General features: G+C 70.3%; 11 protein-coding genes. 3 read left to right on the forward strand and 8 right to left on the reverse strand.

The features are described from left to right. Positions 1–129: 129 nt before the first annotated feature. The 3 genes from AC0Z36_RS06670 to AC0Z36_RS06680 form a co-directional block, all read right to left on the reverse strand. Positions 130–2,850 (reverse strand): AAA family ATPase, encoded by a 2,721-nt coding sequence (locus tag AC0Z36_RS06670; RefSeq protein ID WP_485461762.1) that lies wholly within the window; start codon positions 2,848–2,850, stop codon positions 130–132. 106 nt (positions 2,851–2,956) lie between these two features. Then, the gene (locus AC0Z36_RS06675) at positions 2,957–3,412 is read right to left on the reverse strand and encodes a nuclear transport factor 2 family protein (RefSeq protein ID WP_485461763.1); all 456 of its coding nucleotides are present in this window, start codon (positions 3,410–3,412) and stop codon (positions 2,957–2,959) included. 63 nt (positions 3,413–3,475) lie between these two features. Further along, positions 3,476–4,054 (reverse strand): NADPH-dependent FMN reductase, encoded by a 579-nt coding sequence (locus AC0Z36_RS06680; RefSeq protein WP_485461764.1) that lies wholly within the window; start codon positions 4,052–4,054, stop codon positions 3,476–3,478. A 231-nt stretch (positions 4,055–4,285) separates the two neighbouring features. Here AC0Z36_RS06680 and AC0Z36_RS06685 point away from each other — a divergent pair, with 231 nt between their 5' ends. The 3 genes from AC0Z36_RS06685 to AC0Z36_RS06695 all read left to right on the forward strand — a co-directional run bounded on the left by AC0Z36_RS06685 (position 4,286) and on the right by AC0Z36_RS06695 (position 7,187). Further along, positions 4,286–5,167, forward strand: a complete 882-nt coding sequence (locus tag AC0Z36_RS06685) for an amidohydrolase family protein (RefSeq protein ID WP_485461765.1) — start codon at positions 4,286–4,288, stop codon at positions 5,165–5,167. 274 nt (positions 5,168–5,441) lie between these two features. Beyond that, entirely contained in the window at positions 5,442–6,344 is a 903-nt protein-coding gene (locus tag AC0Z36_RS06690) for a hypothetical protein (protein ID WP_485461766.1), read from the forward strand. A 99-nt stretch (positions 6,345–6,443) separates the two neighbouring features. Next, positions 6,444–7,187 (forward strand): hypothetical protein, encoded by a 744-nt coding sequence (locus tag AC0Z36_RS06695; RefSeq protein ID WP_485461767.1) that lies wholly within the window; start codon positions 6,444–6,446, stop codon positions 7,185–7,187. A gap of 23 nt (positions 7,188–7,210) precedes the next feature. Here AC0Z36_RS06695 and AC0Z36_RS06700 read toward each other — a convergent pair whose 3' ends face one another. The 5 genes from AC0Z36_RS06700 to AC0Z36_RS06720 form a co-directional block, all read right to left on the reverse strand. Further along, positions 7,211–7,576 (reverse strand): DUF952 domain-containing protein, encoded by a 366-nt coding sequence (locus tag AC0Z36_RS06700; RefSeq protein WP_485461768.1) that lies wholly within the window; start codon positions 7,574–7,576, stop codon positions 7,211–7,213. Positions 7,577–7,639: 63 nt separating this feature from the next. After that, positions 7,640–9,106 carry a tetratricopeptide repeat protein gene (locus tag AC0Z36_RS06705; protein ID WP_485461769.1) on the reverse strand — a complete coding sequence of 489 codons (1,467 nt, stop codon included), beginning with the start codon at positions 9,104–9,106 and terminating at the stop codon, positions 7,640–7,642. A 104-nt stretch (positions 9,107–9,210) separates the two neighbouring features. Next, positions 9,211–10,632, reverse strand: a complete 1,422-nt coding sequence (locus tag AC0Z36_RS06710) for an SDR family NAD(P)-dependent oxidoreductase (RefSeq protein ID WP_485461839.1) — start codon at positions 10,630–10,632, stop codon at positions 9,211–9,213. A gap of 223 nt (positions 10,633–10,855) precedes the next feature. Continuing rightward, positions 10,856–11,605: an HNH endonuclease family protein gene (locus AC0Z36_RS06715; protein WP_485461770.1), complete on the reverse strand. Its 750-nt coding sequence runs from the start codon at positions 11,603–11,605 to the stop codon at positions 10,856–10,858. Beyond that, entirely contained in the window at positions 11,602–12,969 is a 1,368-nt protein-coding gene (locus tag AC0Z36_RS06720) for an AAA family ATPase (RefSeq protein WP_485461771.1), read from the reverse strand. The genes AC0Z36_RS06715 and AC0Z36_RS06720 overlap by 4 nt, the downstream gene beginning before the upstream one ends. Between the last annotated feature and the right edge of the window lie 757 nt (positions 12,970–13,726).

Raw genomic sequence — 13,726 nt, forward strand, 5'->3', positions numbered from 1 at the left:
TCACGTCAGGCCGGTCGTTTCGGAACACGACCGGCCGTGCCCATCACGTCAGGCCGGTCGTTTCGGAACACGACCGGCCGTGCCCATCACGTCAGGCCGGTCGTTTCGGAACACGACCGGCCGCGCCGGTCACGCGGCCAGCCGGGCCAGTTCCCCGCGGGAGGTCACGCCGAGCTTCGGGTATGCCTTGTACAAGTGGTAGCCCACCGTCCGTGGGCTGAGGAACAGCTGCGCGCCGACCTCCCGGTTGCTCAGGCCTGTCGCCGCGAGGCGGACCACCTGGAGTTCCTGCGGGGTCAGTGAAGCCAGCAGGTCGGACTGCCCGTCCGGGGCAGTGACGCTCTCCCCCGCCGCGCGCAGTTCCGCACGGGCCCGGTCCGCCCACGGGGTGGTGCGGAGGCGTTCGAAGCATTCCAGCGCGGACCGCAGCTGGTCGCGGGCGTCGTTGCGGCGGCGGGCGCGGCGCAGCCATTCGCCGTACAGGAGTTCCGTACGGGCTTGTTCGAAGGGCCGTCCGCCGTCCTGCCGGTGGAGTCCGACGGCGCGTGCGTAGTGCTGTTCGGCGGAGGGGCCGCCTTTCGGCACCCCCTCGGCGTCACCGCCGACACTCCCGTCGGCTCCGGCGAGCAGGGCCAGGCAGCGGGCGGCGATCGCCGGAGCCCAGGCCGGGCGGACGTGCGCGGCCCAGTCCACGTACAGGGTGGCGGCCTCCCTTGCCTGCGCTGTCCGCCCGAGGCGGACGGCGGCTTCGACGATGTCGGGGAGGGCCGCGAGGGCGCCGTGGCGGTTGGCGCCGGCCATGATCTCGGTGAGCCGGGACAGGGCCGCCTCGGGGCGGCCGAGGCCCAGGTCGAGCAGGCTCAGCGCGCTGGCGGCGTGGACGTTGCCGGGCGCCAGACCCCGGGCGATGGGCCCGGCGGCAAGTGCGGCGCAGCGTTCCTCGTCGCCTTCCATGGCTGCGTTCTGGGCGAGGATCGTCTCCAGGTAGGTGCTGACCCGCTGCTGTCCGGTCTCGGCGGCGATGCGCAGGCCTTCGGTGGCGCTGGCCAGGGCGTCCTGGTGGTCGCCGCGCATCTGCTGGGTGCGGGAGCGGAGGACGAGGACGAGGGCGAGTACGCCGATCGCGCCCTGCTTGCGGCAGAGGCGGTCGAGTCCGGTGGTCACGTCGTACGCGGCTTCGACGTCCGCGAGGAAGAGGTGCCACCAGCCGATCTTGAGGATTTCCCGCGGGTCCGTCGATCCGGCGAAGGTCTGCTGGAGTTCGCGCAGGGCATCGTTGCCGTCGGCCGCGTCGCCCTGGTTCTGCGCGTCGGACATCCTGGCGAGCGCCCTGATGCGGTCCGCGCCGGGGAGTCCGAGTTCGGTGGAGCGTTCGGCCGTACGGTGGAGGGCTTCGAGGTCACCGGCGTGCGCGGCTGATTCCGCTGAGTGGAAGAGCAGGCGTCCGGCTGTCCCGGGGGCCTGGGCGGCCACCGTGAAGGCGGTTTCGGCGAGCAGTCGGTGGGCTTCCTTGGGACGGCCCTGTTCGTCGGCGAGGGCCGCGCGGACCAGGACGACTTCGGCCACGGCGACGGGGTCGGCCGCGTCGGCGGCGGCCCGGTCGGCGAGTGCGTCGGCCCGGTCGGACTCGCCTGCGTCGGCGGCGGCGCGGGCGGCGGCGGTCAGGCGGCGGCCCCGGTCCGCCGGGGCGGGGCTGAGGTCCGCGGCGCGTTCGAGGGCTGCGGAAGCGGCGTGGCTCTCCCGGACGCACGCGGTCGTCGCGCTGCTTTCGAGCGCGGCGGCGACGGCCTCGTCGGGCCCGGTGCTGGCGGCGGCGGCCTGCCAGGCGGCCTGGGTGACGTTGCCGCGTTCTGCGAAGACTTCCGAAAGCGCGCGGTGTACGGCGAGGCGTCGGCTCAGCGGTGCGCCGCGGTATGCCGCGCTGCGGATCAACGGGTGCCGGAACTCCAGCTTCCCTTCGACGAGTTGGAGCATCCGCTGGTCCTCGGCGGGGTCCAGGTCGGCGGTGCCCGCGCCGAGTGTCCCGGCCGCTGTGAGGACTACGTCGGGGTCGCCTGTGTCCTCGGCCGCGGCGGTCAGCAGCAATGTCCGCGTACGGTCCGGAAGTTCGCCGATGCGCTCTGCGAAGGCGCGTTGAACCCTGTCGTACGTCGACGACATCGGCGATCCGTCGAGCCGGGTGCCGGGCAGTTCGAGGAGCGCGAGGGGGTTGCCCTGGGCAGCCGTGATGATCTGCTGCCGCAGGTGGCCGGGGACTTCGACAGTGCGTCCGGCGATCAGGTCGGCGGCGTCCTCGCTGTCCAGGCCGGTCAGCCTCAGCTCGTCGAGCCCGGGGGTGGGGAACTCGGGAGCGTCCAGTTCGCGTACGGCGAAGATGAGCACAACGCCTTCGGCTTCGAGCCGGCGGGCCGCGAACAGCAGGGCTTGCGCGGAGCCGTGGTCGAGCCAGTGGGCGTCGTCGACCAGGCAGAGGAGGGGGTGGTCCTCGGCCAGGTCCGCGAGCAGGGTCAGGACCGCCAGGCCCACCAGGAACCGGTCCCCGTCCGCCGCCGACGACATCCCCATGGCGCTGCGCAGCGCCTGGGCCTGCTGCTCGGGCAGTGCGCCGATGTGGTCCGCGCTCTTGCCCAGGAGCATGTGGAGCCCCGCGAAGGGCATGGCGTTCTCCGACTCGATGCCGGTGCCGCGCAGTATGCGCATGTCCCCGGCCGCCGCGGCGGCGTGGTGGAGCAGTGCCGACTTTCCGATGCCGGCCTCACCGCGCAGGACCAGTACGCCGCTGCGTCCGGCCCGCGCTTGGTCGAGGAGTCGGTCTATCGCGGCAGTTTCGGTGGAGCGCCCGTGCAGCATGCCAGTCACATTAGTGACTCCGCCACCCTGTGGACGGGGTGGCTTCCCGTTACGCCGGATCGGCATGGATCCGCCGGGTGACCCCGGCCGTCGGCTGCCGGTCGTGTCACACGTGCCGGGGCGGTGTCCCGGTGACCCAGGTGACGTTCAGCACCAGCTTGCGGAACCGCCAGCCGGAAGCCGTCCGTACGACGTCTCCCAGGTCGTGGCCGCCGGAGACGAACAGGCCGTTCTCCACCTTGATGTGCTCGTGGGTGTGGATCGCGTTCCAGCGGACAGCGGCGGAGTCACCGTCAATGTCGACAAGGTGACCGGATCCGAGGTGCTGGGTGCGGCCGAAGACCGCCATCGTCCTGTTGTTCACCTCGGCCATGCCCGCCGCCCCGGTGAACTCGCCGACGGGGAAGGCCACCTGGATGTCGTCGGTGAAGAACGCCGCTGTCCAGGCGTCGTCGTAAGGCTTCCCGCGGTCGTCCAACGACACGAAGAACCGGTCGGCCAGCGCGATGATCTCCGTACGATCGGATATGGCTTGGACTTGCTCCTGCAGGGACGCGGTCATGTTGCGACTCCTTGATGCTTTGTCGATACCGCCCGGCCGGCTCTCCGGTGGCCTGACGTGTTGTCAGGCGGTGTACGGGCGCTCCGTCCGGGCGTCGCGCAGGGCGTGGGCCCACCAGGTGAGCTGGTCGAGCATCGTCTTGGCTGCACCGTTGCAGTCCTCGGCGTTCACCGGCTTGCCGTCCTGGTCGAACTTGTCCCAGAAGCTGTGGAAGCTGACCGAGTCACGCACCGTCATGGCGTGGACCTCGGCGAAGATCTGGCGCAGTTGCTCGACCGCCCGCAGGCCGCCGGAGACGCCGCCGTACGAAACGAACCCGACCGGCTTGGCCTTCCACTCTTCGAGGTACCAGTCGACAGCGGTCTTCAGCGGTGCCGGGAAGCTGTGGTTGTACTCGGGCGTCACCACGACGAACGCGTCGGCCTGGGCGAGGCGCGGGGCGAGTTCACGGACGGCTGCGGGCTTCTCCGCGCCGTAGCCGGTCAGTGTGTCGGGGAGCTTGACCCCGGCCAGGTCGACGACGTCGACGTCCAGGTCGCCGCGCTGTCCGGCCTGGCCGGCGATCCAGGTGCCGACGTTGGGGCCGAAGCGTCCTTCACGGGTGCTGGCGATGATGACCGCGAGGCGGAAGTTGGTGGTCATTGTGGGCTCCTTGGTTCTGTTTTTGCTGGTCAGGCCGTGTTCCGGCTGATGGGTATGACGTTACGAGGGGGTGGTGGGTGCGGGCATCCGTCACATGACTGGGGTGGGTGACCTGCTATCCGACGGGGTGTCCGGCACGGTGTCCGACCACGTGTCCGTACGCGCAGTCGCGGACGGCCGGGGGGGTGCTGTGACCTCCATGGAAGGATCGGCCGTACGGAGGTGGTCGATGTGGCGACAGTCGCCGAGGAAGAGCAGGTGACCGGGTTCTGGCGCGGGCTCGGTCTGCCGGGCCTGATCGATGTGCACACTCACTTCATGCCGGACCGGGTGCTGGCCAAGGTGTGGGCGTACTTCGACGCGGCCGGCCCGCTGACCGGACGGCCGTGGCCGATCACCTACCGGTCCGAGGAGGAGGTGCGGATCGCCGTGCTGCGCGGTTTCGGCGTACGGGCGTTCACGTCGATGCTGTATCCGCACAAGCCGGGCATGGCCGCGTGGCTGAACTCCTGGTCGGCGGACTTCGCCGCGCGGACGCCCGACTGTCTGCACACGGCGACGTTCTTCCCCGAGGAGGGTGTCGGGGGTTATGTACGTGAGGCGATCGAATCCGGCGCGCGGGTGTTCAAATCTCACCTCCAGGTGGGCGCGTACGATCCGAACAACCCGCTGCTCGACCCCGTCTGGGGACTGCTCGCCGAGGCCGGGATCCCGGTGGTCACGCACTGCGGGTCGGGCCCCGCGCCCGGCAAACACACCGGCCCCGAACCCATCGGCCGGATGCTGGCCCGGCATCCGGGGCTGCGGCTGATCGTGGCGCACATGGGGATGCCCGAGTACGGGGACTTCCTCGACCTGGCCGCGCGGTACCCCGGGGTTCTCCTGGACACCACGATGGCGTTCACCGACTTCAGTGAGGTCGGGGCACCGTTCCCGCGCGCCGAGCTGCCACGCCTCGCCGACCTCGGGGACCGGATCCTGCTCGGGTCGGACTTCCCGAACATCCCGTACCCGTACCTCCACGCACTGGAGGCGCTGGCCCGCCTCGACCTGGGGGACGACTGGCTGCGGGGCGTGTGCCACGACAACGCGGCGCGGGAGTTCGGGCTGTGAACGGGCACCGGACTCTGATCGCGCCTTGGTTCGCGCCTTGGTTCGTGCCTTGGTTCGCGCCTTGGCCGGGCGCTGGACTCTGGCTGCGCCACCGCTCCGGGCGCTGATTGCTTTTCTGTGGCTGCGTGCTCCCTTTCCAGGATCGGGAGTACGCAGCCACTCCATGTACCGCCGATCCGCCGTCGCCGCCGTCTGCGCCTCTCCTCCGCCGCTAATTTCGATTCCCTCAGCACGGCGGAACCGTCCGTGCCCGGCGGAAAGGGGTGGGCAGTCCATGGACTCCCCGGAGCAGGAAAACTTCGGTTTGCGCAAGGTCCAGGCCGCACTGGGCCTTTCCCAGCGGTACGTCGAAATCGCGGTCACAGCGGGGTTGTTGCGCCGCGACCCGGTCACCAGGTCCTTCGACGCGGAGGAGGTCCAGGCGTTCGCCGCGGACCAGGAGGCGTTCAATGCCGCGCTCGCCCCCGAACTGCCGTTGAACTCCACCACGGCGGCGCTCCGGCTGAACGTGTCCTGGGGCCGGTTCCGGCGGGCCGCCGACGAGACGGGGCTGCCGGTCGTGGACCGCAGATGGATCACGCACTACGGGAAGTCCGTCGAGGTCCGCTACTACCGGGCCGGGGATGTCGACGCGTTGAAGGAGTTCATCCCCACGGACCCCGCCGGGATCCGGAAGCAGGCCGGGGAGCGTGCGGCACGCACCCGCGCACTGACGAAGATGCGGGCCGCCCAGGCCCGGGAGGACGTCGGGATCATCCGGCGGGCCCTGACCGGTCAGCCGGCCAGTGCCGACGATCTGGTGGCCTGGGCCTGTGGGCTGGCCGCCTGCCACCCGCGCCCGCCGGCCTGCCTGACCCGCGGCATGTGGACCCCGGAGTCCCGCCGGGCGGCAGAACTCGTGGCGCACGCACGGTTCTCCGTCGAAGAACTGGACGGACTCCTGGCCGAGGTGCTGCCGGCGGCCCGGCAGGCGGTGACCGCGCTGCGCGAGGCCGAGGACGAGCAGCGGCGGGACGGGCTCAAACAGCTGCGCCGCGAACAGTTGGAGACCCGGAGATCTCAGGACTCCCAGGAATCCCAGGAGGCAAAAGCCGTCCGGGCGGCCCGGAAGAAGGCCAGGAAGCAGTTGCGCCGGCTGGAGTGCGAAAGGGCCGCCGCACAAAAGCACGGGAGCTGATTGGGCATCAGTTCGCCTACGCACAGCACGGACAGCACCAAGCCCTAGTGTTCAGCGCCAGGGACCCGCCTGTCAGGCGGGCGGACAAGGGGGACTCCGGTGGCCAAAGCCTTGGGATTTTTCGGATTCGTCGCACTGCTTGTGGTCGCTCCACTGCTGTACTTCATCACGGACGTATCGCTCGCCGACCTGCTGTCGCTCGGCGCGGGCGCGTTGTTCCTGTTCTGGCAGATCGTTCTGCTGACCGTGCCGTGGAACCTGTTCTTCCAGGCCCGAACGCTCATCACCGAGATCCACGCCAGCCGTGAGCGCGGCCTGCGCGTGCCCGAGGACCGCGAGGCCGAAGCACGACGGATCGCCCAGCGCCTGCGGTGGGCGGCGATCGGCGCGCACCTCGTGTCCGCCGCCGTGATCGCGGTGATCAGCTTCTTCTCCGGGAAGGAGGTCGGCTACTACTTCGCCGGCTTCTACCTCATCAGCACGGCCTTCCGGCCCGCCCAGGCGTACTTCGCGCACCTGAACCGGCGGCTGACCGCCATGCTGCGCGAGGTGAAGTACCCCCGCGAGGACGTCCTTGAGCTGAAGAACCGGGTCGCCGCCATCGAAACCAAAGTCGAAGCCCTGGAGGTCAGGACTGCCGAACTCGCGCACACTGACGTGGAGTTGCGACGCCTGATTGACGAACTCGCCGCCGCCACCACGCATCGGGACGAGCGCCTGGACGGCCGCCTCGACGCCCTGGGCCGCCGCTTCGGGGAGACCGTGGACCAGCTGACGGACAACCGCGAAGTGATCTCGGGAATCAAGGCGTTCCTGCGGCTGCTGCGGGAGGAGGAGGTGTAGAGGGAACCACCGCTCCTGACCGGTCAGGTCGCGGCGGCCGCTCCGGCGACCACGGCCGCTGTCCCGTCGCCGTCGAGCGGCTGGTCGATCGGGAGGTCCACGGCACTGCCGACCGCGCCGGCTGGGAGGTCTCCGTACAGGTGCGGGAAGAGGTCCCCACCTCTGGACGGTTCCCAGCGCAGTGCGTCGCCGAGGACTCCGGCGTCCACGGCCAGCAGGGTGAGCCCGGTCCGCCCGGCGAAGTGCCGCCGGGCGGTCTCGGCGACCTGTTCCGCGGTGGAGAAGTGGATGTACCCGTCGGTCAGGTCCACGCCGGAGCCGGTGAAGACACCGGTGTCCAGGGCGGCCCGCCACTCGGCGGTGGGCAGCAGTTTGAAGATCGCGGTCATGGGTCCGAGCCTACGGGTGCCGGCTGCGGCGGCCCGGAGTCCGTCGGCTGAGGGTTCGACAGTTCAGAGTTCGACGGCTCGGGGTTCGACGGCTTGGTGTTCGGCGGACCGCAGCCCCGCGGCCCGGTGCCTGGCCGTCGCGGCCTCGGCGGTCTTGCCCAGTTGGTCGGCGAGGCGGGCCTGCTGGAGCCAGTTGTACGGGCTGGTGGGGCGCAGCCCCAGCCGCTCACCGAGGAGCTCGCGGGCGGACGCGTGCGCGCCACCTCGCAGCGCGGCCTCGACGAGGGTCCTCTGGACGGCGTCCCGCTGGGCGTGGCTGCCGCCGTAGGTGTTGAGACCGTAGCGGAGCGGGGACAGTCCGCCGACCACGGCGGAGTAGCGGCCCCTCCCGAAGGCGACTAGCGCCTGGCAGACCTGGAGTCCCACATCTGCGGTCATCGCTCCGTTCCCGACCGTCCCCGGGGCTGTGGTCAGCCACTCCTCGCGGTCCCGGATCAGTGCTTCGGCTCCGGCGATCCGCCCCGCGCCGACGTAGGCCATCACGGCGTGGACGTCGTTGAACGCGTAGTACGCGCCGTCTTTGCGGGCCGCCCAGGCGTCCGCGAGCGCCGCCCAGCGTTCGGGCTGGTCGTCGCCGTCGAGGTACAGCCGCCACAGCAGGGAGGAGGCGTCGAGCAGTTCCATCGCCAGCCCGGCCGAGTCGGCGTTGTAGACAGCGGAGTCGTACACCTCAAGGGCCCGTGCGGTGTCGCCCGCCTCGATGGCGAACAGGGCGTAGTGCCACCAGTTGTGGACGTTGAGGTAGTTCCCCGCCGCCCAGTCCCCCGTACGCGAGTCCAGATAGGCCGTGCCGTCCCGGAAACGACCCTGCATCTCGTAGGTGTGCACGACCGCGTGGATCCCCCAGACGTCACGGGGGTTGCGTTCGACGGCCTCCAGGCCGACCTGCTGCGCCCAGTCGTAGTGTCCGGCCTCTTCGAGTCCGAAGGCGTACATGCCCAACAGTGGTCCGTAGTGCGGTTCGTCCTCGTTCCACGAGGTCAGGACGCGGCCGATGCGGTCGCGGAGCCGTACGGCATCGCCTGTCAGGAAATCGATCTGGTGGCCGGCGAAGAGCCCGAGCACGTCGCGTGGGTCGATGTGCTCCAGGAGTTTCCCGGCCTGGTGGATGTCACCGTCCAACCAGGCCGTGGCGGCGCTGACGTGCAGGAATTCACGGTACGGGAGTTCGGAGACGTCGGAGCCGGTCCGGAAGGCGGTGAACCGCTCACGCGCGGCGGCGGCCTCGCGCTCCTCCGTGCCGAACAGTCCGAGGTAGGCGTTGAGCACCTGTGCCATCGGCGACGTGGGGGCCGCGGCGAGGGCCGCGGCGGCCTCCGGCGCCACGTCCTCGCGGAAGTACAACAGCGCGTCCACCGCCTGGTCGAGGTGCCGCAGCGCTTCCGTACCCGTGTTGAAGACGTCGAGGCCGTGCTGGTCCGTGCCCATCGTGGAGCCCTCCCCCGGGGTGGCATTGGAGCTGACGCTCATTCAACACCACGGCGGGGAAGGGGCGGGGAACGCAAGATCCCCGTGTATTCCAGAGCTCGAAAACGGACTCCGGGATACACGGGGGGATTTTGCCAGCGGGTCGGTTACCAGGCTGCGGGCGCGTAGTCCTTCAGGAAGCAGCCGTGCAGGTCCTCGCCCAGTTCGCCGCGTACGACCGGGTCGTACACCCGCGCCGCGCCGTCGACCAGGTCGAGGGGCGCGTGGAAGCCCTCCTCAGCGAGCCGCATCTTGTCCGGGTGCGGGCGCTCGTCGGTGATCCAGCCGGTGTCGACGGCGGTCATGAGGATGCCGTCGGTCTCCAGCATCTCCTTCGAGCTGGTGCGCGTCAGCATGTTCAGGGCGGCCTTGGCCATGTTGGTGTGGGGGTGTCCCGCGCCCTTGTAGCCGCGGCTGAACTGGCCCTCCATCGCCGAGACGTTGACGACGTACTTGCGGCGGTGCCCAGAAGCGGCCATGGCCGCGCGCAGTCGGCTGACCAGCACGAACGGCGCGGTGACATTGCACAGTTGCACTTCGAGGAGTTCGAGGGGGTCGACCTCCTCGACGGTCTGGATCCAGCTGTTGGTCGAGTCCAGGTCGGGGACCAGGCCGCCTGCGTCGATGGCGGTGCCGGCCTCGATGCGCGCCGGGCTGGCCGAGCCACTCGTCAGCGCGAGTGCGGTGATCGCGTTCGCGGTGAGGATGTCGTGGCCCGGGATCTTCTGGCCGGGCAGCGCCGTGGGGCTGCCGCTGCCGAAGCGGCCGAGGACTTCAAGCCGGGGCATCCGGTCGCCGGTGAGCTCCGGGGGCAGGGGCTCGGACTCGGCGGAGAGGATCGCGGCGTACGCCTGCGGGGTGCGGCGCACGGTCTGCGCGGCGTTGTTGATCAGGATGTCCAGCGGGCCGGCCGCCGCGACCGAGTCGGCCAGGCCGATGACCTGCGCGGGGTCGCGCAGGTCGATCCCGACGATCTTCAGGCGGTGCAGCCAGTCGCCGCTGTCCGGCATCGCGGCGAAGCGGCGGACGGCGTCGTTCGGGAACCGGGTGGTGATCGTCGTGTGCGCGCCGTCGCGCAGCAGGCGCAGCGCGATGTACATCCCGATCTTCGCCCGGCCGCCGGTGAGCAGCGCGCGGCGACCGGTGAGGTCCGTACGGGCGTCGCGGCGCGACCGGTTCTCCTTGGCGCACGGGGGGCACAGCTGGTGGTAGAACGCGTCGACCTCGACGTAGCGGGTCTTGCAGATGTAGCAGGACCGGGGGCGTTCGAGTATGCCGACGATCTCGGCTTCCACCGTGGCCTTGAGGTGGATGCCCTGGGTCTCGTCGTCGATGCGGTCCGGTGATCCGGTGGCGGTGGCGTGCGTCACGGCGCGGTCGTTGGCGGTCTTCGCGGCGCGGCGGTCCTGGCGGCGGCGCTGCTTGACCTCGCGGTAGACGGCCGCGGTGGCGCGGCGTACGGCGATCGCGTCGGGGTGGTCGACGTCGATTTGGTCCAGCTCGGCGAGCACGCTCAGACAGATCTCCATGCGGGCCGGGTCGATGCCTTCGGGCCAGCTGGTCCGGGGATTCGACGCGTCCGGCACGTTCGGGGCGTCCGGCACGTTCGGGGCGTCCGGCGCGTCCGCGACCTGGATTTCGTCACTCACTGTCATTGCCTGCTGCCGTTTCCTTGATCATGTGTTCGCCCGTAGGGTGCCGGAAGTGTACGTACCAGTGTCCCCTATCACCGGGCGCCCCAGGTCCGCGCGGTCAGTCGTCCAGGAGGGCCGTGCGCAGGGCCGGTTCGCGCAGGAGCTCCAGGGTCTGCGTGCCGTCGCCGAACACGATGGACGCGCCGGGGCCGACCGCCTGCCGGAGCATGGACTGACAGACCTCGGCGAACGGTTGTTCCCGTACGGTCACGACCGCTTTGCGCATGGACGTGGCCGAGCCGTCGCCCTGCGCGCGGTGCCAGGCGTACAGGCTCATGATCACCACTTCGTAGGCCGCCTGGCGGCCCCGGGTGAGCATCGGCCGGTTGAGTCGGCAGACGTCGATCGTCACTTCGCCTTTACGGGTCAGCGGGATGTACTGGCCCAGGGTCAGGGTCAGCATCAGGTGTTCGAAGGGGTCCTCCGCGCTCGGGTCTACGAGGAGCGGGGCCCCGTCGTCGGCGACGGGGAAGACGTCACGCTTGTGATGGCTGTTGCACACCGAGCAGGCGAGCAGGTGGTTCAGCCAGTCGAAGGTGCGCAGCGGGTTGCGCGCGACGGGTTCGAAGTGGTCGATGTCGGTGCCCTGGTTGTCACCGCAGTACATGCAGTACTCACGGCCCGGGGCCATCGAGGCGAGGACGCCGCGCAGCGGGTGGTGGACGTCGCGGCGCACCGTGCCGCGCCGCCACGCGGACTGTGCTTTGACGTACTGCTGCCCGGGTGGTTCGAGGGCGATCTCCTCACCGAGCCGGGTCAGCCGCCCGGCGAGATCCTCGTCGAGGGTGTGCCGCAGGATCCGGATCACGGCAGTTTGTCCTCCCCGCTCCAGGCCAGTCTGGCGGCGACTTCGCGGCTGCGGGCGGTGGGTGAGCTGGTGAGCAGGTCCTTCAGCTCGCCGTACCGCTCGATCTGGTTCTCACCCGCCGTCCCCGTGACGATGGCGGCCTCGATCCGGACGAGTTCGCGGCGGAGCACTTCGGCGTTCTCGGAGTACGGCGTCTCCAGGCCGAACAGGTCGGACAGGACGGCGTCGTCGCCACTGCCGAAGACGACGCGTTCGTACAGGTCCTTGTCGACGACGCCGGGCGGCACCTGCTCGTCGGGCCCCGGCAGGCGGATGAGCCCGTTGGGGTCGGCCGCCTGACAGATGTAGGGGCTGTGGGTGGTGACGAGGAACTGGATGCGCGGGAAGTGCGCCTTGAGCCAGCCGCCGATGCGCTTCTGCCAGGTGACGTGGAGGTGCGCGTCGACCTCGTCGATGATCACGACGCCGGGGGCGGTGATGCTGAGCCGGCCGTCCCGCGTCTGGGTGGGGATGGTGCCGAACGCCTGGTGGATCTGCTTCAGGAGGTCGACGACGAGCGCGACGACCGTACGGTAGCCGTCGCTCATCTCCCTGAGCGGGAACCGCAGTTGCCCTTCGGCGACCCACAGTCCGTCGGAGTCGACGTCGACGATCCGGTAGCCGTCGGGAAGCAGTCCGTCGCCGAGCACCGCGAGCGCGGCGTTCTTCAACTCCTTGGCGCCGGGACGGCGTTCGAGCGTACGGAGGTGTTGTTCGATCAGCCAGCCGACGCCTTCGGCAAGGGAGGCGTCCTCGTGGAACAGGCTGGCCATCCGGGCTACGGGCCCGCGGCTCAGCATGAGGCGCTGTGCGTCACCGGCTCCGCCGACCAGTCGCCGGAAGGGGCCGTACGCGGCGCAGAACCAGCCGTACGGATTGTCCTGCCAGGGGCCGCGCCGGGGCAGGGTCGCGCCGCTGCGCAGGACGAGTTCGGTCAGGGCGGGCTGTGCTTCGCGACGGCCGGACACGGGCTGGACGGTGGGCGCGGTCCATTCGAGCCCGGCGCGGAACACTGGGTTCTTGGGTGGTCGCCCGATACCGAAGCCCTCGACTTCAGGTTCGAAGGTCAGCTGTACGTCGACGGCGCCGCTCCCCTGGCCGCCGGAGATCCAGTCTGCGAAGTCCGGGACCAGGCTGCGGGCGACGGCCGGGCCGCTGACTGCGAGGGCTATCGCGCGGAGCAGGGATGTCTTCCCGGCGCCGTTGCGCCCGGCGATCACAGTCCAGCCGGCGTACGTCCCGTCGGGGCGGGCCAAGTCCAGGCGGGCGCTACGCGCACCGTGGAACCCTCGGATGTTGCGTAACTCCACGCGTGCGATGTACATGGCCGGGCTCCCGTGTCGACGGCGGGGCGGTGGACGGCGGTGCGGTGCGGGGTGGAGCCGTGCGCGGTGGAGCCGTGGACGGCGGTGCGGTGCGGGGTGGAGCCGTGCGCGGTCGAGCCGTGGACGGCGGTGCGGTGCGGTCCCGTGCGCGGTGGAGCCGCGTCCGATAACTGTAATGGGCCGATCCGTACGGTTGAAGGGGTTCCAGAATGGTTTGCTAGCAGTTAGGGCATTGTTCGCACTTGTCACGTGAGGCGAGGGAACTCCACCCACTTTGCGCGATCGGCGCGGCCCTGGGGGACTCCAGCTTTCACGGGCGTCCCGCAGGCACCTACGGTGCGCCCGCGGGGACAGCCGCTTCGGGTGGACTGATTCCACTTCCGTGCGCACTCGCACGCGCAGGGCATTGCAGGTGCCGGGTGCCGCCGCGGTGAAGGTATTTCCGATCCGGCGCAGTTCGCGGGGACGACACGCGTGGGACCAGCCGGTGTTCGAGGCACATGTGGAGTGCCGCTTCAAGCGCGTCCGTACGGTCGCCGAAGGTTCTGTCCAACTGTGCACGTGGATGAAGTCACACGGCGGGGGTGCGGACGTGCCCGAACTGACGGGGCGGGTCAACGCGGTGGTGAGCCTGCCCGCCCGCGGCGGTCGGGTTCCGTCCTGCAGGGCGGGCTCAGCCCGGGACTGAGCAGAGGCTGAGCAGGGGTCGGACTGCGGTCAGGCTGCGGCAGGACAGCGGTCGGACTGACTGCTGTGG

This window comes from Kitasatospora sp. UYEF31, from assembly GCF_057291755.1.